The organism is Candidatus Symbiopectobacterium endolongispinus, assembly GCF_018777385.1.
GTDB lineage: Bacteria > Pseudomonadota > Gammaproteobacteria > Enterobacterales > Enterobacteriaceae > Symbiopectobacterium > Symbiopectobacterium endolongispinus.
Genome location: NZ_JAFJYB010000004.1, coordinates 80444 through 103432, shown reverse-complemented (window position 1 = coordinate 103432; position 22989 = coordinate 80444). Strand labels below are relative to the sequence as shown.

Genomic DNA, 22989 nt, shown 5'->3' with positions numbered 1-22989 from the left:
CCTCCCCACTGAATACAGAATTAAGAGCGATGGAAAATAACGAGATCGAAGAGGTGCTGATGAAGGCACTCGCACTGCAAGAAGTCCACGTAACTGGCGATGGCAGCCACTTTCAGGTTGTCGCCGTGGGGGATATTTTTGCTGGTATGCGTCGTGTCAAACAGCAGCAGACCGTATACGCGCCCTTGATGGAGTACATTGCGGATAACCGCATTCATGCGCTTTCCATCAAGGCCTATACACCGGAAGAATGGCAACGCGATCGCAAGCTGAACGGCTTTTAAGCGAGAGCAGTGCGCCCTGGAATACTTTTAGCAAGCTGAGAACTTAACTATGGACAAATTTCGTGTGCAGGGTCCCACCCGGCTCACTAGTGAAGTCACTATCTCCGGGGCGAAAAATGCCGCCCTGCCCATCCTGTTTGCGGCCCTGTTGGCGGAAGCGCCAGTAGAAATCCAAAATGTTCCCAAGCTGCGTGATATCGATACCACGATGAAGCTGCTTAGCCAGTTAGGTGCTCACGTGACGCGCAGCGGTTCGGTGCATGTGGATGCCCGCGACGTTAACGTATTTTGCGCTCCTTACGATCTGGTGAAAACCATGCGCGCTTCTATCTGGGCGTTGGGGCCGCTGGTCGCGCGTTTCGGTCAGGGGCAGGTTTCACTGCCTGGCGGCTGCGCGATTGGCGCACGTCCGGTCGATCTGCACATTACCGGATTGGAGCAGTTGGGTGCCAAGATCGTGCTGGAAGAGGGATATGTCAAAGCCACGGTTGACGGGCGTTTACAGGGCGCGCATATCGTCATGGATAAAGTCAGCGTCGGTGCAACTGTCACCATCATGACGGCGGCAACGCTGGCGGAAGGCACCACCATTATCGAAAACGCCGCGCGCGAGCCGGAAATTGTTGATACGGCGGGCTTCCTGAACGCAATGGGTGCCAAAATCACTGGCGCCGGCAGCGACAAGATCGTTATCGAAGGCGTCGAGCGTATGGGTGGCGGCGTTTACCGCGTGCTGCCTGACCGTATCGAAACCGGCACGTTCCTGGTGGCCGCTGCGGTCTCTCGTGGCAGCATTGTGTGCCGCAACACGCGTCCGGATACGCTGGATGCCGTGCTGGCAAAATTGCGTGATGCAGGCGCAGATATCGAAGTGGGTGAGGACTGGATCAGCCTGGATATGCATGGCAAACGCCCGAAAGCGGTTACCGTGCGTACCTCTCCGCATCCCGGCTTCCCGACCGATATGCAAGCGCAGTTCAGCCTGCTGAATCTGGTGGCAGAAGGCACCGGTGTTATCACCGAAACCATCTTCGAAAACCGCTTTATGCACGTACCGGAACTGATTCGTATGGGCGCGCAGGCAGAGATTGAGAGTAACACCGTGATCTGCCACGGCGTTGATACGCTTTCTGGCGCTCAGGTAATGGCGACCGATCTGCGCGCATCAGCCAGTCTGGTGCTGGCTGGGTGTATCGCGGAAGGTACAACCCTCGTTGATCGTATCTATCACATCGATCGCGGCTACGAACGCATTGAAGATAAACTGCGTGGGCTGGGTGCGAACATCGAACGTGTGAGTGGCAACGACGCGTAATCCCGTTTCAGTATGAGCAGCCGCGGTGCTGCTCATACTGGTAACGTTAGCTCTCAGGAAACTCCTGAATCGTCACCGACAGCGTCATCTCCTGGTCGCCACGGCGAATGGCTACTGGAACGGCGGTACCGGGGCGAATTTCAGCCACCTGATCCATGGTTTCGATAACTGAGACGGCTGGCTTGCCGTTCATGGTTAGCAACACGTCACCTTTTTTCATGCCGCCTTTATCCGCCGGACCACCGGGTTCGACATTCATCACGATCACGCCTTGCAACCGTTTATTGCCGTCCAGCGTGCTATTGGGTGACAACCCTTCCGCCTGCGCGCCGTTAATGCCGATATAGCCGCGAATCACACGACCATCACGAATCAGTTTTCCCATCACCTTGGTCGCCAGCGCTACCGGAATGGCGAAGCCAATGCCCTCCGGCGTTTCTCCGTCGCTGCCTTTATCAAAGGTCAGTGTATTGATGCCGACCAGTTCACCCAGCGTGTTGGCCAACGCACCGCCAGAGTTACCGTGGTTGATGGAGGCATCGGTTTGCAAGAAATTCTGACGCCCGCCAAAGCCGGAACCAGAGCCGTCCATCAAACTCAACCCCACGCGGCCGGTGGCGCTGATAATGCCTTGGGTAACGGTTTGCCCCAGGTTGTAAGGGTTGCCGATAGCCAGCACTACATCACCGATGTGCGCAGTGCGTTTTTCGTTGATGGTGATAACCGGTAGGTTGGCGGCTTCCACTTTCACCACCGCCAGATCGGTCAGCTTGTCGGTGCCAATCACGCTGGCCTCATAGACGCGGCCATCCTGTAACGAGATAACCAACTGTGCGATATTGTTTATCACGTGATTATTGGTCAGCACGTAGCCCTTTTCACTCATGATCACGCCAGATCCGAGCAGGCGAATATTCAGTTCCCCGTTGTTCTCGCTGCTTGATTCTCGGCTATAGACGTTAACCACCGCAGGCGCTGCGCGGCGAACGGCCTGATTGTAGCTAAGCGGCACATCCTCACTCTGGATACTGGGTGAGCGGGAAAACAGTGCGGTATTTGACCGTAGCAACGGCATGATCGCGAGCAGAATTCCCGCCATGATCGCGCCAATAATGGCGGAGCGAAAGAGTTTTGCGAGCATAAAACGTACAGGGAAGTGGATAGGTAAGCGGAGGATAACATGAGTTTACCGGACACGGCATGTACCGTGTCCGATTTTATAGTATTTATACAATATATTGTATTAGCGTAGCAGCAGGTGAATCGTTTCTTCGCCACGCACCACGTTCAGCGACAGCACGCTGGGTTTGCTTTCTAGAATTTTGCGCAGTTGGGTGATGTTTTCTACCCGTTCACGGTTAACGCCGACAATGATATCGCCTTTCTGCAAGCCCATCTGTGCTGCCGGTGTGTCTTTGATGACGTCTTCGATTTGTACCCCTTTACTGCCATCCTTCGCCTGACCATTGGCAAGCGATGCGCCCTGCAAGGCCGGAGACAGGCTCTCGGCGCTGGTGGCGGCAGAGGTGTTATTATCGAGAACCACGGAGAGTTCCAGCGGTTTTCCTTCACGCAGCAGGTCAATTTTCACCGTTTTACCGGGCGCGGTGGTGCCGATTTTGGCACGCAGTTCAGCAAAGCTGTTGATCGGTTTGCCGTCCAGTGATGTCAGCGCATCACCGGCCTTGGCGGCCGCGGATTTTGGCAATACCTCGCTGACGAAGGCACCACGTTGCGCTTCCACCTTGAAAGCTTTCGCCATGTCGGCGGTCATTTCGCTGCCTTTGATGCCTAACAGGCCGCGTTTCACTTCACCGAACTCGATAAGTTGCTGCGCCAGGTTTTGCGCCATGTTGCTGGGAATGGCAAACCCGATACCGATGTTACCGCCACCCGGTGCCAGGATCGCGGTGTTGATCCCAATCAGCTCACCTTTGAGGTTAACCAGCGCGCCGCCGGAGTTACCGAGGTTAATAGAGGCATCGGTCTGGATAAAGTTTTCTAACCCTTCCAGATTCAGGCCGCTGCGACCTAGCGCGGAGATAATACCTGAGGTGGCCGTTTGGCCCAGACCGAACGGGTTACCCACGGCGACGGCGAAATCTCCGCCGCGCAGTTGGTCAGAATACACCATTTTAACTTCTTGCAGATTCTTGGCATCGTTCAGTTGCAGCAGTGCGATGTCGCTTTGTTCATCGCGACCCAGCAGTTTGGCGTCATATTCCAGACCATCATTCAACTGCACGCGAATTTTATCGGCGTTGTTGATGACATGGTTATTGGTGAGTACATACCCTTTGGCCGCATCGATAATCACGCCTGAACCAAGGCCTTCAAACGGGCGGCTGTTCTGCTTGCCTGAGGGGCATTCGGACCAAAGAAAAATTTAAACTCTTCCGGTACGCGTTGGCGCTGCGTTTGTGTACCTTCCACATGCACGCTGACCACCGCAGGCAACACCTTTTCCAACATCGGTGCCAGATTGGGTAACTGTTAACCTTCCACCACGGCGGCTTGTGCGGCAGGAAGCGATGACAATGCCAGGCTCATACTTACTGCCAGTGCGCTGAATAATAATGATTTTTTCTTCATTTGACGTTATCTATCACAACCTGCGAACCATCGACAGAATGTCGATTATGAATAAAATGATGATATATAAACTTAAACGACTGGTGAAGAGTCGACCAGAGAATAACGTGTAAAGTTCACTATTCTTTCGTCAAGGGAATGTAACTATCGTCAAATTGTGCAGGGAAGGGATAGTGGGGATGTAGGCTGCGTGAAGGATCTTGTCCTTCACGCAGTAGGGCACAAAATGCTTATTTGCGCAGCGGGCGCTCACCGCGCAGCAGTCCGGACGCGCCGTCTGAATAATCGCGCGGCGGCATGTCCACCGGTGCCTGATCGTTGTCTGCTTCCGCCTCGGTTAAGCGGTAGCGAAACGGGTTATCCTGCATCGGCAAATCTGGCAGCAGGTTGCTAGAGCTTTTTGCCATATGCTGGTACAACTGACGGTAATCTTTTGCCATGTTGTCCAACAACTCGGCGCTGTGGGCAAAATGGCCCACCAACTCCTGACGGTAGGTCTCCAGTTCGGTTTTGCTCTTTTCCAACTCGCTTTGCAGCGCTTGTTGTTGCCGCAGTTTAGAGTTGCCAAAGCGCATGGCGACAGCACCGATGATGATGCCGACAACTAATCCTATTAGCGCATACTCCCAAGTCATAAAGACACCTCTATTCGACGTCGTTGTCCCGTAGGGTTTTTTCACTTCATAATAGCCACTATAACCGCTAACGCCGCCCGAGTGGAGTCCCGAAACGCGACGCTGTAAGGTAATTGGGATCTATTTCAGATGATATCATGGAAAAATGCGACGATCGCGGAGCGAATCGCCGTTAACAGGCGATAAAACACGACTAACTTTTTTTTCGGAAAATGGCGAATGAAGGGAGAACCCGAGATGATACAACCGACAACGCTGCCGCTTGCTGGGCCACTGGTGCACTATCAGCAGGCAGTGGCGACGGGCGAGTATCAGCCTGATGAGGTACAACTGCAAACGGTAACCGCACTGCATGACATTTATCAGGCCTTGCAAGCGCGCGAAGCATCGCAGACGACTCCCTGCATCCGATGGCCGTTTTACCCGCTGGCGGCACTGGCTGGGGCTAGCGGATAAACCGTCGGTGGCACCGGTGCAGGGGCTTTATATGTGGGGCGGGGTTGGGCGCGGCAAAACCTGGCTGATGGATCTGTTTTTCCAGAGTCTACCCACAGAGCGTAAGCTGCGGTTGCATTTCCATCGCTTTATGCTGCGCGTGCACGAAGAACTGAACCAGCTACAGGGGCAACCGAACCCGCTGGAGCAGGTGGCCGATGGGTTCAAGGCGCAGGCTTATGTACTCTGTTTTGATGAGTTTTTCGTTACGGATATCACCGATGCCATGCTGCTGGCGGAACTGTTACGTGCGTTGTTCACCCGTGGCGTCACATTGGTGGCCACATCCAACATTCCTCCGGATAACCTCTATCGCAACGGCCTGCAACGCAGTCGTTTTTTGCCAGCTATCGATCTGATCAAGCAGTATTGCGAGGTGCGCAATGTTGATGCCGGTATCGATTATCGCCTGCGCACGCTAACGCAGGCGCATCTCTATCTGACGCAGCTGTCGCAGGAAACCGATGCTGAGATGCGTCAGATGTTCTCGCGCTTGTCTGGCCGGGCATTCTCTACGCCAGGACCAGTGCTGGAGATCAACCATCGACCGATGCCGACGCTCAGTGCGGGCGATGGGGTACTGGCCATCGATTTTGCCACGCTGTGTCTCGATGCGCGCAGCCAGAATGACTATATTGCGCTATCGCGCCTCTACCACACGGTACTGCTACACAATGTGACGGTGATGGGGAGCAAAGAGGAGAATGCGGCGCGCCGCTTTCTGGCATTGGTGGATGAGTTTTATGAGCGGCGGGTCAAACTGGTGATCGCGGCACAAACCTCGATGTTCGCGCTGTATCAAGGTGAGCACCTGAAATTCGAATACCAGCGCTGCCTGTCGCGGTTGCAAGAGATGCAAAGTGAAGAATATTTGAGCCAGCCGCACCTTGCCTGAGCGGACAACGGGGAATTTATTGCGCTTTGATGGAAAAGAGGTCGATCTTTGTTATCGACTTCTCTATAATCTTGCTACCCCACGTTACAACAACGTTTTTTCCCGAAACGTTAATCGCGCCGGCATGGCTATTCGAAGTGGTAGGTTTGCTGGACTAGATGCCGTGTGAACCTCGACACTTTATTTCTGAATTTATTGAAGCGTTTGGGTGTTCACCAACGTGTAACTTAAATTGGGTAAGCTTTTAATGAAAACTTTTACAGCTAAACCAGAAACCGTCAAACGCGACTGGTATGTTGTTGACGCGACCGGTAAAACTCTGGGCCGCCTGGCTACTGAACTGGCTCGCCGTCTGCGCGGTAAGCATAAAGCGGAATACACCCCGCACGTCGATACCGGTGATTACATCATCGTTCTGAACGCTGACAAAGTTGCTGTAACCGGCAACAAGCGTAACGACAAGATTTACTATCACCACACCGGCCACATCGGTGGTATCAAGCAAGCGACCTTTGAAGAGATGATTGCCCGCCGTCCTGAGCGTGTGATTGAAATCGCGGTTAAAGGCATGCTGCCGAAGGGCCCACTAGGTCGTGCTATGTACCGTAAACTGAAAGTTTACGCAGGTAACGAGCACAACCACGCGGCACAGCAACCGCAAGTTCTGGACATTTAATCGGGATTATAGGCAATGGCTGAAAATCAATACTACGGCACTGGTCGCCGCAAAAGCTCCGCCGCTCGCGTGTTCATCAAACCGGGCAACGGCAATATCGTTATCAACCAGCGCAGCCTGGAACAGTACTTCGGTCGCGAAACTGCCCACATGGTAGTTCGTCAATCGCTGGAACTGGTCGACATGGTTGGCAAACTGGATCTGTACATCACCGTTAAAGGTGGTGGTATTTCCGGTCAAGCGGGTGCCATTCGTCATGGTATCACCCGTGCGCTGATGGAGTACGATGAGTCTCTGCGTTCTGAACTGCGTAAAGCGGGCTTCGTTACCCGTGACGCACGTGAAGTTGAACGTAAGAAAGTCGGTCTGCGTAAAGCACGTCGCCGTCCTCAGTACTCCAAACGTTAATTTCTGGCGTTTATCGCTGCAAATCAACGCAAAAAACCCGGTGCTTGCATCGGGTTTTTTTGTCTTGCATTCGTCTCATCGGGCTAATTCTGCTCGCATTTCATCTCTTCAGATAAAAAAATAATCCTGCTTTTCTGATGGTTAGTAATGAAATTGCGCTTCTTTCACCACAGAACGCACAAAATCTGGTAAACTATTTGCCGATTTTGTGCCTGTAATGCCAGTCGGCAATTTTCCCGAATGTTGATGCCGCCAGACGTTTTTCTTGTGGACAATCACGTACAGTGATTCCGGGCTATGCAGGATAGCGCCGTTTAGTTATTAATCGTATTTCTCGATAAACTTGGAGGTTTTCATGGCTGTCGCTGCCAACAAACGTTCGGTGATGACGCTGTTTTCTGGTCAGTCCGACATTTTTAGCCATCAGGTTCGCATTGTCTTGGCGGAAAAGGGCGTGAGTATCGAGATTGAGCTGGTGGATATGGATAACCTGCCACAGGATCTTATTGACCTCAATCCCTATGGCTCCGTGCCGACGTTGGTCGATCGCGAACTGACGCTGTATGAATCTCGTATCATCATGGAGTACCTGGATGAGCGTTTCCCTCATCCTCCGTTGATGCCGGTTTACCCGGTGGCCCGCGGTACCAGCCGCCTGATGATGCACCGCATTGAATCCGATTGGTATTCTCTCTTGAAAAAAATCATGCAGGGGAATGCACAAGAAGCGGATGCGGCGCGTAAACAACTGCGTGAAGAGTTGCTGGCCGTTGCACCTGTGTTCAATGAAGCGCCTTATTTCATGAGCGAAGAGTTCAGCCTGGTCGATTGCTATCTGGCACCGCTGCTGTGGCGTTTGCCGTTGCTGGGCATCGAATTGACGGGCGCAGGGGCGAAAGAGCTGAAAGGTTATATGATGCGCGTCTTCGAGCGTGATGCTTTCCTGGCATCCCTGACCGAAGCCGAGCGTGAAATCCGTTTGCACACCCGAGGTTAAACCTGTATGGCGTTGTCTCAACTGTCTCCGCGCCGTCCGTATCTGTTGCGGGCTTTTTATGATTGGCTGCTGGATAATCAATTAACGCCGCATCTGGTGGTTGATGTATCGCTGCCGGGCGTAATGGTGCCAATGGAATTCGCCCGTGATGGGCAGATAGTACTGAATATCGCACAGCGTGCGGTAGGTGGCCTGGAGCTGGCTGATGACAGCGTGCGTTTTAACGCCCGCTTTTGGGGCGTACAGCGTCAGGTTTATGTCCCGATGGCCGCTGTGCTGGCTATTTACGCCCGTGAAAACGGCGCTGGCACCATGTTTGAGCCTGAGCCCGCCTATTAGCTGGATAAACTTACGGATGCGCAGGGTGAGGCATTGACGCCGGGTGTGGTGATGTCGGTTGTGGATAACGAGCAACAAGACAGCGTGACGGAGACTAACCCGCCTGATTATGATCCACCGCCGGCGCCGCGCGGTGGGCGACCATCGTTACGTGTGGTGAAATAATCACATTCACAGAAAAGGGGCAACCGTCGGTATGCCCTTTTTTTATGGCAACAGCATTGATAAAAATCGATAACCGTTTGCGGCAGGAGGGCGTGATGAAAATGACCAAAGGCCAGTGCTTATGCGGCGCAGTCACCGTCGAAGTACCGGAAGCGTGTGTGCATGACGTCAGCGTGTGTCATTGCAACATGTGCCGCCAGTGGGGCGGCGGACCGCTGTTGGCGGTTGAGTGCAAACACGATGTGACACTGCGCGGTGAAGAGAACGTCACCCATTACTGCTCGTCAGAATGGGCCGAGCGTACGTTCTGCCGAATCTGCGGTACCCATCTCTATTACCTGCTGCATTACCTGCTGCTAGAAACGCAAACCTATGAACTGTCTGCGGGGATATTCCCAGACGATCGCAAACGGTTGGTGAGTCAGATTTATATTGAAAGCAAACCGGATTTTTATGATTTTGCCCAGCAAACACCGATGCTGACAGAGCAGGACATCCTCGATCAGTTCAATAGCAATAGCTAAATCATACGCATAGTGCGCACAAGAAAAAGGCGGCTTGCGCCGCCTTGATGGATGGCGTTGCCGATTACACTTCCAGATAGTTCATGATGCCATCCGCGGCCTTGCGGCCTTCGGCAATGGCGGTCACCACCAGATCGGAACCGCGTACCGCATCGCCACCGGCGAAGATTTTCGGGTTGCTGGTCTGGAACGCGCTCTCGCTTTGCTCAGGGGCCACGATGCGCCCTTGGCTGTCCAGATCCACGCCGTGTTTTGTCAACCAGTCCATCTTGTGCGGACGGAAACCAAACGCCATGATCACGGCGTCTGCTTCCAGCACATGCTCGGAGCCTTCGACGATTTCAGGACGGCGGCCATTGGCATCCGACGCACCCAGTTCAGTACGTGCCATTCTTACGCCGCAGGCTTTACCGGCACCGTTGATTTCGATGCTGAGCGGTTGCAGGTTGAACAGAAATTCCACGCCCTCTTCGCGCGCATTTTTCACTTCGCGCTTGGAGCCGGGCATGTTGACTTCATCACGACGGTAGGCACAGGTCACGTGGGTTGCACCGTGGTACGCACGCAGTCCATCGCGGTATCACCACCACCCAACACCACCACGCGCTTGCCGCTCATGTCGGTATAGGGTTCATCCGGTGTCATCAGTTGCTTGGTGTTGGCAATCAGGAACGGCAGTGCGTCGTACACGCCCGGCGCGTCCTCGTTTTACAATCCGCCACGCATGGACTGATAGGTGCCGACACCCAGGAATACCGCGTCGTAATCGGCGAGCAGGGTCTCCAGCGCAATGTCTTTGCCAATCTCGGTGTTGAGTTGGAACTCAATACCCATCTCACTGAAGATTTCACGGCGTTTGATCATCACCTCTTTCTCCAGCTTGAAGGCCGGAATCCCGAAGGTCAGCAAACCGCCAATTTCCGGATGACGATCGAACACCACCGCCTGCACACCGCTGCGTGCCAACACATCGGCACACGCCAACCCTGCCGGGCCCGCGCCCACAATGGCAACCCGCTTGCCGGTGGGTTTCACGTGAGACAGGTTGGGTTTCCAGCCCATTTCGATCGCTTTGTCATTGATGTAGCGTTCGATATTGCCGATGGTGACCGCGCCAAACTCCGCATTAAGCGTACAGGAACCTTCACACAGTCTGTCTTGCGGGCAAACGCGTCCACACACTTCCGGCAGACTGTTGGTCTGGTGCGACAGCTCAGCCGCTTCGATAATGCGCCCTTCGTTTGCCAGTTTCAGCCAGTTGAGAATGTAGTTGTGTACCGGGCACTTCCATTCGCAATAGGGGTTACCGCAGGCCAGGCAGCGGTCTGCCTGCGCCTTGGACTGGCTTTCGGAAAAGGGTTCGTAGATTTCCACGAACTCGATTTTGCGAATCTTTAACGGCTTTTTCGGCGGATCAACACGCTGTAAGTCGATAAATTGATAAACGTTCTGACTCATAATGCCCTCTTACTGCGCCTGAACCCGCAATTCGGCTGCGGAACGACTACGATGCCCTAATAATGCCTTCACATCACTCGACTTGGGTTTCACCAGCGCGAAACGCGACGCCCAGACCGGCCAGTTGGCGAGGATCTCTTCGCCGCGCTGGGAACCGGTGTGCTGCACGTGCTCGGTGATCAGGCCGCGTAAGTGCTCTTTGTGAATCGCCAGATCGTAGACCGACAGCACTTCCACTAGCTCAGGGTTGACGCGCTTACGGAACTCACCGTCTTCATCCAGTACGTAGGCGAAACCGCCGGTCATGCCTGCGCCAAAGTTAACGCCGGTGCGGCCCAATACGCAGACGATACCGCCCGTCATGTACTCACAGCCGTTGTCGCCGATGCCTTCCACCACGGTGATGGCACCGGAGTTACGCACGCCGAAACGTTCGCCCGCCCGGCCTGCGGCAAACAGCTTGCCGCCAGTCGCGCCGTACAGGCAGGTGTTGCCGATAATGCTCGCTTCATGACTGCGGAACGCGGAGCCAACCGGTGGACGCACGGAGATGCAGCCGTCAGCCATGCCTTTGCCCACATAGTCGTTGGCGTCGCCGGTCAACGTCAGTTCCACGCCGCCTGCGTTCCATACGCCGAAGCTTTGTCCGGCAGTGCCAGAGAAGTTGGCTTTGATCGGGTAGCTTGCCAGCCCTTGATCGCCGTGCTGAGCGGCAATAGCACCGGATAGCGTTGCACCGACGGAACGGTCAGTATTGCGGATATCAAAGTAGAGCGCTTTGCTCTGTTTCGCTGCGATGTGCGGTTGTGCCTGAGACAGCAGCGCCTTGTTTAACAGCCCATCATCAAACGGCGGGTTGCTCTCGGTGCAGTACAGCGCTTTGCCCGGTTGCGGCTGCGCGGTTTGCAGCAGCGCAGAGAGATCCAGTTTGTTCTGTTTGGCTGTGAAGCCATCCCACCAGTAGATCGGTACGGCCAATCAAATCAACCAGTTGACTAACACCCAGCTCCGCCATCAGCAGACGGGTTTCCTGCGCAATAAAGTTGAAGTAATTGATCACACGCTCAGGCAGACCGTGGTAGTGATCGCGGCGCAGCTTGTCATCCTGCGTGGCGACGCCGGTAGCACAGTTGTTCAGGTGGCAAATACGCAGGTATTTACAGCCGAGTGCTACCATTGGGCCGGTACCTAAGCCGAAGCTTTCTGCGCCCAGAATCGCCGCTTTGATGATATCAACGCCGGTTTTCAGACCGCCGTCCACTTGCAGACGGATTTTGTGGCGTAACCCGTTAGCCACCAGCGCCTGCTGAGTTTCCACCAGCCCGAGTTCCCACGGGCAGCCAGCATATTTCACTGAGCTGAGCGGGCTGGCACCGGTGCCGCCGTCATAACCGGCGATGGTGATCAGGTCGGCGTAAGCTTTGGCTACGCCAGTCGCAATGGTGCCCACGCCCGGTTCAGAAACCAGCTTGACCGAAATCATCGCTTTCGGATTGACCTGCTTCAGGTCGAAAATCAACTGAGCCAAGTCTTCGATAGAGTAAATATCGTGGTGCGGCGGCGGTGAAATCAACGTTACGCCCGGCACGGAGTAGCGCAATCTGGCGATGTACGGTGTCACTTTATCGCCCGGCAACTGACCGCCTTCTCCGGGTTTGGCCCCCTGTGCCACTTTAATCTGAATTACGTCAGCGTTGACCAGATAAGCAGGGGTAACACCGAAACGACCAGAGGCCACCTGCTTGATACGTGACACTTTATTAGTGCCGTAACGCACCGGATCTTCACCACCCTCACCGGAGTTGGAGTTACCGCCAATGGTGTTCATGGCTTCCGCCAGAGACTCATGGGCTTCGGGGCTCAGCGCACCGATAGACATGGCGGCGGGGTCAAAGCGCTTAAACAGTTCACTGGCCGGTTCTACGTCGTCAACCGGAATGGCTACGCCTTCCTGCGGTTTGATGGCCAACAGGTCACGCAGCGTCGCAACCGGGCGTTCGTTGACGTGTTTGGCATATTCCAGGTAGTCGCTGTACTCGCTGCTTTTTACAGCTTGTTGCAGGCTGTTAACCACATCCGGGTTATAGGCGTGGTATTCGCCGTCGTAAACGAATTTCAGCAGGCCACCCTGTTCCAGCGTTTTGCGCTTCAACCAGGCGCGTTTTGCCAGATTTTGCAGGTCTTGCTCGAAATCGCCGAAGTTGGCACCACCAATACGGCTCACTACCCCGTGGAAGCAGAGCGCTGATAGCTCTTTGTGCAGGCCCACGGCTTCGAACAGCTTGGAGCAACGGTACGAGGCGATCGTTGAGATGCCCATTTTGGACATGATCTTGTACAGGCCTTTGTTGATACCGTTGCGGTAGTTGAGCATTACCGTGCGGTAAGGCTTCTCGATGGTGTGGTTGTCCACCAGTCGAGCCAGTGACTCATACGCCAGATACGGATAGATAGCCGTAGCGCCGAAGCCCAGCAGAACGGCGAAATGATGCGGATCGCGGGCGCTGGCAGTTTCAACAATCAGGTTGGCATCGCAGCGCAGGCTCTTTTCCACCAGGCGGTGCTGAATGGCACCCACTGCCATTGGCGCCGGAACCGGTAAACGGTGCTCGCTGATGGCACGGTCGGAAAGCACCAGCAACACGGCACCTTCACGCACTTTGCGCTCGGCTTCTTCACACAGCGCCTCAACGGTTTGCTGCAATGACTTCTCGCGCGGATCAAAGGTCAGATCCAACGTTTCAGCGCGGTAGTGCTGCTGATCTTGGGTGAGCAACTGAGTAAAGTCGGAGTACAACAGGATTGGCGATTTGGAACTCAAACGGTGCGCCTGACCTTCGGCTTCACAAAATACGTTCATTTCGCGGCCAATACAGGTTGCCAGCGACATTACGTGCGCTTCACGCAGCGGGTCGATCGGCGGGTTGGTCACCTGCGCAAACTGCTGACGGAAGTAGTCGTAAATGATGTGCGGACGGCTGGAGAGCACGGCAAACGGGGTGTCATCACCCATTGAGCCTGTCGCTTCCTGACCGTTTTCGCCCAGTACGCGCACAATCTGGTCCAGCTCTTCGCTGCTGTAGCCGAACTGCTTCTGGTAGGTTTCCAGCAGGCTGTCATCCAGCTTACGGCTGCCAACCTGATCGTCTGGCAGTTCTTCAAACGGCACCAGCCGTTTGACATTGCGTTCCATCCACTCTTTGTACGGGTGGCGGCCTTTGAGGTCGTTGTCGGTTTCGTTGGAGTGCAGAATGCGGCCTTCGAGGGTATCGATAACCATCAATTCGCCGGGGCCAACGCGACTTTTCTCCACCACTTCGTCCGGCTGATAATCCCAAATCCCCACTTCGGAGGCGCAGGTGATCAGTTTGTCTTTGGTGATGACGTAGCGCGCCGGGCGCAGGTCGTTACGGTCGAGGTTACAGGCCGCATAGCGACCATCGGACATGACGATACCGGCCGGTCCGTCCCACGGCTCCATGTGCATGGAGTTAAAGTCAAAGAACGAACGCAGTTCCGGATCCATGTCCGGGTTGTTCTGCCAGGCGGGCGGCACCAGTAAACGCATGGCGCGCACGATATCCATCCCGCCGCTCAGGAATATCTCCAGCATGTTATCCAGAGAGCTGGAGTCAGAGTCTGTTTCGTTAACGAACGGTGCGGCATCTTGCAGATCGGGGATCAGCGGCGTTTTAAATTTGTAGGCACGTGCCCGCGCCAATTGACGGTTACCGGCAATGGTATTGATTTCGCCATTGTGCGCCAGATAGCGGAACGGCTGGGCCAGCGTGGCACGGTGTTGGTGGAGAAGCGTTGGTGGAACAGGCAGATGGCAGATTCCAGACGCAAATCCGCCAGGTCCAGGTAAAAGCGCGGCAAATCCGCCGGCATACACAGACCTTTATAGATGTTGATCAGGTTGGAGAAGCTACAAACGTAGAACGCTTTATCCTGAATGCGCTTTTCAATACGGCGGCGCGCCATAAACAGGCGACGCTCCATATCGCGCGGTGACCATCCCGCAGGAGAATTGACAAAAATCTGTTCGATGCGCGGCAGTGAGGAGAGGGCAATTTCACCAAGCACGTCTGGGTTGGTGGGCACTTCACGCCATCCCAGTACGGACAAGGTTTCATTTTGCAGCTCTTCTTCCACAATGCGACGTGCCGCGCGGGCCAGATCTTGGTCCTGATTGAGGAACATCATGCCCACGGCGTAATTCTTCGCCAACCGCCAGCCGTGCTCTTCGGCCACCAGTCGGTAGAAACGATCGGGTTTTTGTAATAACAAGCCGCAGCCGTCGCCGGTCTTGCCGTCAGCAAGGATCGCGCCACGGTGCCGCATACGGGCCAGTGCGTGAATCGCAGTACGCGCGACCTTGTGGCTCGGTTCACCTTCTATATGGGCGATCAATCCGAAACCACAGTTGTCTCTCTCTTGGGATGCATCGTACAACATATCTCAGTGAACCTCCCCAGGCTCTGTGTGACTCTCACAACCTACTTCGTTCGGCACCGTGGCGTTGAACGGTGGCGGATGACGGGGTCGCGCATCCTGCCGTTCTCTTCTTCGGCCTCTCGTGACGGTCTTACAAGTGGACTATGACTTGCTTTAAGAGGGAGTCTTTCTTTTCTAACTGCATAAATATGACGAGTCGCGGACTAGTCGGGAAAGCTTCCAGCGGACTCCCAAATTAGCGAGAAAGCCAGTTCAGGTCAAATATCAATGCAAAATGTGCGATTAAGGGATGGTTTTTAGTTATAATTATGAAAATAAATGATTTTTTGAAAAAATCTCCGTTGGACTACGCATTGATGGCCGAATGAAGTGTGAGCTGTATCACTATGCAAAAGCGTGAACACCTCGTCACCCTGCTGCGTTATCTCTACATTATAGAATATTCTGCTGTGGATATCCACTTTTAGATTTAATGAAACTCTTTTTAAGTAATGCTTCATATTTTCATGACGCGCGCGTAAGGGATTAGAAACTTTAATCAGTGTAGATGTGAGTTTATTTTCACTAAAAGCGAATAAAAATGCATTTCATTGGGATGTGCGTGATTGATCGCGGTCATCGCGAACGCTGGAAGAGAAGGGTAGTCTGCTTTCCCTCAGGGGTAGGTTAGAATATGCAATTGCAAAAATTAATCAATATGTTTGGCGGGGATTTGCAACGTCGTTATGGCGAAAAGATTCATGAACTGACGCGGCACGGCGGATTTAACTGCCCAAATCGGGATGGCACGCTCGGGCGGGGCGGTTGCACATTCTGCAATGTAGCCTCCTTTGCCGATGAAGCCATGCAACGCCAAAGTATTGCCGAACAGCTCAACACGCAGGCGGGCAAGGTCAATCGCGCCAAACGTTATCTGGCCTATTTTCAGGCTTATACCAGTACCTATGGCGAAGTGCAGATGCTGGACCGACTTTATAAGGAGGCGTTGCAACAAGCCGAGATCGTTGGCCTGTGCGTGGGTACGCGCCCCGATTGTGTGCAGGACAGCGTGCTGGATCTGTTGGCGGGTTACCATGCGCAAGGCTATGAGGTGTGGCTGGAACTGGGGCTACAGAGTGCCTGGGATAAAACGCTGCATCGCATCAATCGCTGTCACGATTTTGCCTGCTATCAGGAAACGGTGCAGCGTGCGCATCAGCGCGGTTTACGCGTGTGCTGCCACCTGATTGTCGGATTGCCGGGCGAGCGTGCCGAGCACTGCATGACGACGTTGCAACGCGTGGTGGATACCGGCGTTGAAGGCATCAAGCTTCACCCTCTGCATATCGTTGACGGTAGCATTATGGCTAAGGCGTGGCGCGCCGGGCGGTTGATCGAATTACCGCTGGACACCTACGTCGCCACGGCCGGCGAGATGATTCGCCATACGCCACCAGAGGTCGTGTTCCATCGTATTTCTGCCAGTGCCCGGCGGCCGACGCTGCTGGCACCGTTATGGTGCGAAAACCGCTGGACCGGGATGGTGGAACTGGATTTATACCTTCAGGCTCATGGGGTGCATGGCACTGCGCTCGGCCAACCATATCAACCGGTTATCTTAGGGTAATGTTAACGTGTTGTGCTGATTGTCTCACCGCATCGTGCTGAGTTTTACGTTATGATGGCGCGGTGGGTATCCAAGGAAATTCTCTATGAAGCAGATCCGGTTGTTGGCGCAGTACTACGTCGATTTGATGGTAAAGCTCGGGCTGGTGCGTTTTTCACTGTTGCTGGCCTCGGTGCTGGTGCTGCTGGCGATGGCCGTGCAGATGGCAGTCACGCTGCTGCTGACCGGCAAGGTCGAAGACATCAATGTCGTTCGCTCCGTATTTTTTGGCCTGTTAATCACCCCCTGGGCGGTCTATTTCCTCTCCGTGGTGGTGGATCAGTTGGAGGAGTCGCGCCAACGTCTGACTAAGTTGGTGGCGAAGCTGGAGGAGATGCGCCTGCGCGACCAGACGCTGAACGATCAGCTAAAGGGCAATATTGCCCAGCTCAATCAGGAGATTGCCGATCGCGAAAAAGCAGAAGAGGCGCGCCTGATGATGCTGAGCAAGCTCAAAGAGGAAATTGCGGGACGCGAACAGGCGCAGGTGGAATTGGAGCAACAATCAGCGCTGTTACGATCGTTTCTGGATGCCTCGCCGGACCTGGTTTACTACCGCAATGAAAATAAGGAGTTTTCCGGCTGTAACCGCGCCATGGAACTGCTGTTGGGTCGCAGCCAGAAACAGCTGGTGGGTCTGACGCCGAAAGACGTTTACACCCCCGATGTGGCGGAAAAAGTGATGGAAACGGATGAAAAAGTGTTCCGTCACAACGTGTCACTCACCTATGAACAGTGGCTGGTCTATCCTGACGGGCGCAAAGCCTGTTTTGAACTGCGCAAGGTGCCTTTCTACGACCGAATGGGCAAGCGACACGGGCTGATGGGGTTTGGGCGCGATATAACTGAGCGTAAGCGCTACCAGGACGCGTTAGAGAACGCCAGTAGGGAGAATACCACCTTCATCTCAACGATCAGCCATGAGCTTCGTACGCCGCTTAATGGCATTGTGGGCCTCAGTCGCATCCTGCTCGATACTCACCTGGATGCGGAACAAGAAAAATATCTCAAAACCCTGCATGTCAGCGCCATCACATTGGGCAATATCTTTAACGACGTGATCGAGATGGACAAGCAGGAGCGCCTCAAGGTGCAACTGGATAATCAGCCTATTGATTTTATTGGTTTCCTAGCGGATTTGGAAAATCTGGGCGGTTTGCTGGCGCAGCCGAAGGGGTTGCAACTGGTCGTTGAACAGCATCCACCGTTGCCACAGCGGGTGATTACCGATGGTACGCGTCTGCGCCAGATTCTGTGGAACCTGCTCAGTAACGCGGTGAAATTTACCCAGAAAGGGAACATTGTGGTGCGTGTCTGGCACGACGCGGGCGATCAGTTGCGTTTTGATGTCGAAGACTCCGGCATGGGCATTCCCGAAGATGAGTTGGAGAAAATCTTCGCCATGTACTATCAGGTAAAAGACAAACATGGTGGTAAACCGGCGACCGGTACTGGCATCGGATTGGCGGTTTCCAAGCGTCTGGCGCAGAACATGGGCGGTGATATTCATGTCACCAGCACGCAGGGTAAAGGTTCTTGCTTTACGCTGACCGTGACCGCCACGGCGTTGGAAGATGAGGTGATTGTCGGCGGGGAGGATGAGTTGCCGTTACCCGCGCTCAACGTGCTGCTGGTTGAGGACATTGAGCTAAATGTGGTAGTAGCGCGTTCGGTGCTGGAGAAACTGGGCAGCAGCGTGGAAGTGGCGATGACCGGACAGGAAGCGCTGACGATGTTCGATCCGGACGAATTCGATCTGGTGCTGCTGGATATCCAACTGCCGGACATGACCGGGCTGGATGTGGCGCGTGAGCTGCGCAAAAAAAATGCCGGACAAAACGTGCCGCCGCTGATTGCTTTAACGGCTAACGTACTGCGCGATAAAAAAGAATATCTCGATGCGGGTATGGACGATGTGCTTAGCAAACCGCTGGCGGTGCCTGCATTAACCGCTGTTATTAAACAGTATTGGGACTATCAGGATGAGCCTGAGCAAGCTACCGCCGATGTGTCTGAGCAGGAACCGGTTCGAGAAGCGTTGCTTGATATTCCCATGTTGCAACAATATCTGGATTTGGTTGGACCGTCGCTGATCCATCAGAGCGTGGCGATGTTTGAGCAGATGATGCCCGGTTATCTTGCCGTGCTGGATTCCAATATGACAGCGCGCGATCAGAAAGGCATCGCGAAAGAGGGGCACAAAATCAAAGGTGCCGCCGGTTCCGTTGGGTTGCGCCATCTACAGCAGGTGGCGCAGCAAATCCAGACCACGACGCTGCCCGCCTGGTGGGACAACGTGCAGGAGTGGATTGACGAACTGAAACACGACTGGCAGCACGATATTGACGTATTGAAAGCTTGGGTGGCTGAACAGGAGAAACGCGCCCGCAAATAGTGGGTGCACGCCAACGCGGTGCGATAAATCGCGGTGTGGACATCGTGAGGGAGAGGAAAAGGATTTTCAGGGGCCTAAAAAAATGACCCCGACCGAGGTGCGCGAATTATGCGCCAACACCAGGGAAACTATGCACCTGCTTGATAATTATCAGCAGTTTCAGTTAGCAGGTGCGAGTATTCGCAACGTCGTAAGGTGACGAACCGCTCAAGCAACAAAATAGCAAATGCAGAAATCATTTGTTACAAGAATCATTAAAATGTGTGATATAGATTAGTGTTTGTCAATCAAAAAATCAATTAGTTGATGAAATGAAGGAAAATATGATGAAACGAGTCGGCATCGTTCTGAGCGGTTGCGGCGTATATGATGGCGCCGAAATTCACGAAGCAGTGCTGACGCTGCTTGCCGTCGATCGTGCGGGGGCTCAGGCGGTATGCTTTGCGCCAGATAAGCCGCAATTTCATGTGGTTAATCATCTGACGGGTGAAGTAACTGGTGAGAATCGCAATATTTTAGTCGAGTCCGCGCGTATCACCCGTGGCAACATCCAGCCACTGTCGCAGGCGGATGCCAGCCAATTGGACGCATTAATTGTTCCCGGCGGTTTTGGTGCGGCGAAGAATCTTAGTGATTTCGCGACAGAAGGCGCAGCGTGCCAGGTTGATGAATCATTGGCGTTACTCACGCAAGAAATTTATAAGCAGAACAAACCAATTGGTTTTATTTGCATCGCTACGGCACTGTTGCCAAAACTGCTGGGGAGTCGGTGAGAGTTATAATTGGAAATGATATCGATACCGCAGAATGTATAGAAGAAATGGGTGGTACGCACATTGTTTGCCCGGTGGATGATATTGTGGTCGATGCGCAGCACAAAGTGGTGACGACACCGGCTTAAATGCTGGCGAACTTCATTAGCGAGGCGGCCAAAGGCATCGATAAACTGGTTGAAAGTGTTTTGGGCTTTGCCGAGTGAGAGAGTGGGGCAAAAAATGCGGTGTAATCCCTGGGATAAAACGCTGGGTAATTCGCGGCGTCCTCTCGTTGCTTGGCCTGTGGCTGGCTGGGATTTTTCTATTCGCGTTTTTGCCGGTTCCGTTTTCTGCCGTGATGGCGGAGCGGCAGGTGAGCGCCTGGCTGAGCGGTGATTTTTCTTACGTTGCGCGCTCGACGTGGGTGCCAATGGATGAGATTGCGCCCGTGATGGCGTTGGCGGTGATTGCCGCAGAAGATCAGAAATTCCCGGAGCATGCCGGGTTTGATATGGCGGCCATCCGGGCTGCGCTGGCGCACAATGAGCGTGACGGTGCGCGGTGGCTCGACGCTCACGCAGCAAATGGTGAAAAACCTGTTTCTGTGGGATGGGCGAAGCTGGTTGCGTAAAGGGCTGGAAGCAGGTATCACAGTGGGGGTTGAACTGGTCTGGACCAAACGGCGGATTTTGACGGTCTACCTGAATATTGTGGAGTTCGGACCGGGGATTTTCGGCGTACAGCAGGCGGCACAGCACTTCTTCAACAAGCCCGCCAGCCGCTTGACAGCTGGTGAAGCAGCGCTGTTGGCGGCAGTGTTGCCGAACCCGATTCGCTTTCGGGTTAATGCACCGTCACGCTATGTGAGCCAACGCCAGTAGTGGATATTGCATCAAATGTCCCATATAGGGGGCGAAGCGTTTTTACGGACTAACGGACTGCGTTGAAGGCTGGCTTGCCCTGTGCCGTTCGTGTGTTTGACTATCGTTGAAAGGGGAAGTTATGCGAGTGGTGATGTTTAACAGGCTGGCACGCGTGTGTGCGCCGATGCTGTGGGTTATTGGCGGTGTCGTCATGCAGGCACAGGCGCAGGAACGTCACGACGATCCTTACGTGTTTCTGCAACAGTCGGTGCTGACGACGGTCAAGCAGCAACTGTTGCAGGGCACTGAGAAACCGCAAACGCGACTCGCTTACACCGAACTGATCGTTCAGGCAGAAAAAGCGCTTAACAAACCCAACCTGAGCGTGACGGAAAAGGGGATGACGCCCCCCAGTGGCTCTAAACACGATTATATGAGCCTCAGCGTCTACTGGTGGCCTGATAGCAACAAATTTAATGGATTGCCTTGGGTACGCCGTGACGGCGTTATAAACCATGTCAGCAAGAGTGATGACATCGACGGCGTTCGCTTGGAAGATTTTACCGATCAGGTGTACAAGCTGACGTTAGCCTGGTACTTCTCCGATAACGCCACCTATGCCGATAAAGCGATTTCGCTGATTCGAACCTGGTTTATCGACCCTGAAACCCGCATGAATCCCAACCTTGATTTTGCTCAGGGCGTGCCAGACATTGCGCCAGGACGCGGGGCAGGCGTGCTCGATGGACGCTACTTCTCCACTCGCATTGTGGATGCGCTGATTATGCTGCGTGACTACGAAGGATGGAAAAAAGAGGATGATGCGCAGATGCGTGAGTGGATGACGGCCTATCTGGGGTGGTTGCAGACCAGCAAGCTGGCGAAGCGGGAATCGTAAGCGAAGAACAACCACGGTAGCTGGTACGCCGCTCAGGTGGCCGGTATTGCCTGGTATCTCGATAAGAAAGATGTGGTCTCTGCGATGGCCGCGCTACAGCGTACCGAGCTGAATCACCAGATTCAGGATGACGGCGCGCAGCCGGAAGCGCTTTCTCGTACCCGTTCCTTCCACTACAGCTATTTCAACCTGCAAGCCATTACCAACATGGCGATATTGGCAGACAAGGTAGGCGAAGATCTGTGGCGTTATCGCACGCCGTAGGGCAGCGGTATCGCTAACGCCTTTAATTTCCTGGCCACTTATCTGGACAAAGATAACCGTTGGCCTTACAAATCGTTCGATCAGAAAAGCGCACGATTAATTCCCCTGATGCTGCGGGTAGATGAGGCCAAGGGCAATACGCGTTACCGTAACCACATTGAAAAAGCAGGATTTTCCACCTTCCTGTCCGGTATGACCCGTGACAAGCAGGATGTTGGCGGCGAAATTGGTCAAGAGACGTGCCGCGACGTTTGGTTGCTCTCTTCGCTGGCCAGTGCGCCTGGCGCGTAATTCGGATGCTGGAAAATGAAAAAGGGTGCCGAGGCACCCTTTTTCTTGCTACGACGTGCGATTATTCCAGGAAGGTAAACGCCGTCGTCACGTGTTTCACACCACTCACTTTGCTGGCAATTTCAGCAGCGGAACGCCCTTCGCGCTGAGTGACCAGACCCAGCAGGAAGACTTCACCGTTCTCGGTCGTCACTTTCAAGTTGGATGATTTTACCGTGTCGGTGGCAAGCAACTGGGAACGCACTTTGGTGGTGATCCAGGTATCCATGGAAGCGGTGCCCATAGATACCGGGGTGCCTTTGCGGATCTCGTTATAGACTTCCGTCGCACCATCTACACCCATGGCTACCTGTTTCGCCCGGCTGGCCAGGTCGGTGGTGGGGGCCTGACCGGTCAGTAACACCTTACCCTGATAGGCTGTTGCTACGATGCGTGCATCTTTGGATAACTGCTGATCTTTGCTGATAGCGTTAGAGACACGGACTTCCAATGTACCATCATCCACCTGCGTGCCTACCGTGCGTGGGTCGGTTACAGTCTTGGTGGCAACAGCACCGCCAACGGCAGCGACGCCAATACAACCTTGCAGCAACAGGGCGACAGACAGCACGGCAAATGCAGAACATATCCTCATGGT

General features: G+C 54.1%; 13 protein-coding genes and 8 pseudogenes. 15 read left to right on the top strand and 6 right to left on the bottom strand.

The window, feature by feature from the left end:
- Window positions 1–29: 29 nt before the first annotated feature.
- Both ibaG and murA read left to right on the top strand, forming a co-directional pair.
- Complete coding sequence (gene ibaG, locus JZM30_RS15755; protein WP_222159220.1) at window positions 30–284, top strand: BolA family iron metabolism protein IbaG; 255 nt, start codon at window positions 30–32, stop codon at window positions 282–284.
- A 49-nt stretch (window positions 285–333) separates the two neighbouring features.
- Window positions 334–1599, top strand: a complete 1266-nt coding sequence (gene murA, locus JZM30_RS15750) for a UDP-N-acetylglucosamine 1-carboxyvinyltransferase (RefSeq protein WP_252319802.1) — start codon at window positions 334–336, stop codon at window positions 1597–1599.
- A 46-nt stretch (window positions 1600–1645) separates the two neighbouring features.
- Here murA and degS read toward each other — a convergent pair whose 3' ends face one another.
- The 3 genes and pseudogenes from degS to zapG form a co-directional block, all read right to left on the bottom strand.
- Window positions 1646–2740, bottom strand: coding sequence for an outer membrane-stress sensor serine endopeptidase DegS (gene degS / locus JZM30_RS15745; RefSeq protein ID WP_252319800.1), 1095 nt, complete (start codon window positions 2738–2740; stop codon window positions 1646–1648).
- Window positions 2741–2842: 102 nt separating this feature from the next.
- A pseudogene (degQ, locus tag JZM30_RS15740) lies at window positions 2843–4191 on the bottom strand (serine endoprotease DegQ).
- 230 nt (window positions 4192–4421) lie between these two features.
- Window positions 4422–4826: a Z-ring associated protein ZapG gene (zapG, locus tag JZM30_RS15735; protein WP_252319798.1), complete on the bottom strand. Its 405-nt coding sequence runs from the start codon at window positions 4824–4826 to the stop codon at window positions 4422–4424.
- A gap of 237 nt (window positions 4827–5063) precedes the next feature.
- Between zapG and JZM30_RS24800 the strand changes: the two genes are divergently transcribed.
- From JZM30_RS24800 to JZM30_RS15705, 7 genes and pseudogenes are all read left to right on the top strand, one after another.
- On the top strand, window positions 5064–5282 hold the full coding sequence (locus JZM30_RS24800; protein ID WP_438801512.1) for a hypothetical protein: 219 nt from the start codon (window positions 5064–5066) through the stop codon (window positions 5280–5282).
- A 40-nt stretch (window positions 5283–5322) separates the two neighbouring features.
- Window positions 5323–6216 (top strand): annotated as a pseudogene (gene zapE / locus JZM30_RS15730) (cell division protein ZapE); the annotation flags it as partial.
- Window positions 6217–6463: 247 nt separating this feature from the next.
- On the top strand, window positions 6464–6892 hold the full coding sequence (gene rplM / locus JZM30_RS15725) for a 50S ribosomal protein L13 (protein WP_196908474.1): 429 nt from the start codon (window positions 6464–6466) through the stop codon (window positions 6890–6892).
- 15 nt (window positions 6893–6907) lie between these two features.
- Window positions 6908–7300 (top strand): 30S ribosomal protein S9, encoded by a 393-nt coding sequence (gene rpsI / locus JZM30_RS15720; RefSeq protein WP_252319796.1) that lies wholly within the window; start codon window positions 6908–6910, stop codon window positions 7298–7300.
- A 355-nt stretch (window positions 7301–7655) separates the two neighbouring features.
- The gene (gene sspA, locus JZM30_RS15715; RefSeq protein ID WP_252319794.1) at window positions 7656–8297 is read left to right on the top strand and encodes a stringent starvation protein SspA; all 642 of its coding nucleotides are present in this window, start codon (window positions 7656–7658) and stop codon (window positions 8295–8297) included.
- Window positions 8298–8303: 6 nt separating this feature from the next.
- Window positions 8304–8801: pseudogene (gene sspB, locus JZM30_RS15710) on the top strand (ClpXP protease specificity-enhancing factor).
- Window positions 8802–8845: 44 nt separating this feature from the next.
- The gene (locus JZM30_RS15705; protein WP_252319792.1) at window positions 8846–9325 is read left to right on the top strand and encodes a GFA family protein; all 480 of its coding nucleotides are present in this window, start codon (window positions 8846–8848) and stop codon (window positions 9323–9325) included.
- 64 nt (window positions 9326–9389) lie between these two features.
- Here JZM30_RS15705 and JZM30_RS15700 read toward each other — a convergent pair.
- Both JZM30_RS15700 and gltB read right to left on the bottom strand, forming a co-directional pair.
- Window positions 9390–10783, bottom strand: a pseudogene (locus JZM30_RS15700) (glutamate synthase small subunit).
- A gap of 9 nt (window positions 10784–10792) precedes the next feature.
- Window positions 10793–15241 (bottom strand): annotated as a pseudogene (gene gltB, locus JZM30_RS15695) (glutamate synthase large subunit).
- A 673-nt stretch (window positions 15242–15914) separates the two neighbouring features.
- Between gltB and mnmL the strand changes: the two are divergent.
- From mnmL to JZM30_RS24045, 6 genes and pseudogenes are all read left to right on the top strand, one after another.
- Entirely contained in the window at window positions 15915–16847 is a 933-nt protein-coding gene (gene mnmL, locus JZM30_RS15690) for a tRNA modification radical SAM protein MnmL/YtqA (RefSeq protein ID WP_252319790.1), read from the top strand.
- Between the two features lie 85 nt (window positions 16848–16932).
- On the top strand, window positions 16933–19281 hold the full coding sequence (arcB, locus tag JZM30_RS15685) for an aerobic respiration two-component sensor histidine kinase ArcB (protein ID WP_252319788.1): 2349 nt from the start codon (window positions 16933–16935) through the stop codon (window positions 19279–19281).
- 326 nt (window positions 19282–19607) lie between these two features.
- Window positions 19608–20260: pseudogene (gene elbB, locus JZM30_RS15680) on the top strand (isoprenoid biosynthesis glyoxalase ElbB).
- Window positions 20261–20286: 26 nt separating this feature from the next.
- Window positions 20287–20983: pseudogene (mtgA, locus tag JZM30_RS15675) on the top strand (monofunctional biosynthetic peptidoglycan transglycosylase).
- 55 nt (window positions 20984–21038) lie between these two features.
- Window positions 21039–22061 (top strand): annotated as a pseudogene (locus JZM30_RS15670) (alginate lyase family protein).
- A gap of 108 nt (window positions 22062–22169) precedes the next feature.
- The gene (locus JZM30_RS24045) at window positions 22170–22352 is read left to right on the top strand and encodes a hypothetical protein (RefSeq protein WP_308167177.1); all 183 of its coding nucleotides are present in this window, start codon (window positions 22170–22172) and stop codon (window positions 22350–22352) included.
- Window positions 22353–22413: 61 nt separating this feature from the next.
- On the opposite strand, the gene dolP is transcribed toward JZM30_RS24045, so the two are convergent.
- Window positions 22414–22986: a division/outer membrane stress-associated lipid-binding lipoprotein gene (gene dolP, locus JZM30_RS15665; RefSeq protein ID WP_252319786.1), complete on the bottom strand. Its 573-nt coding sequence runs from the start codon at window positions 22984–22986 to the stop codon at window positions 22414–22416.
- Window positions 22987–22989: the final 3 nt, after the last annotated feature.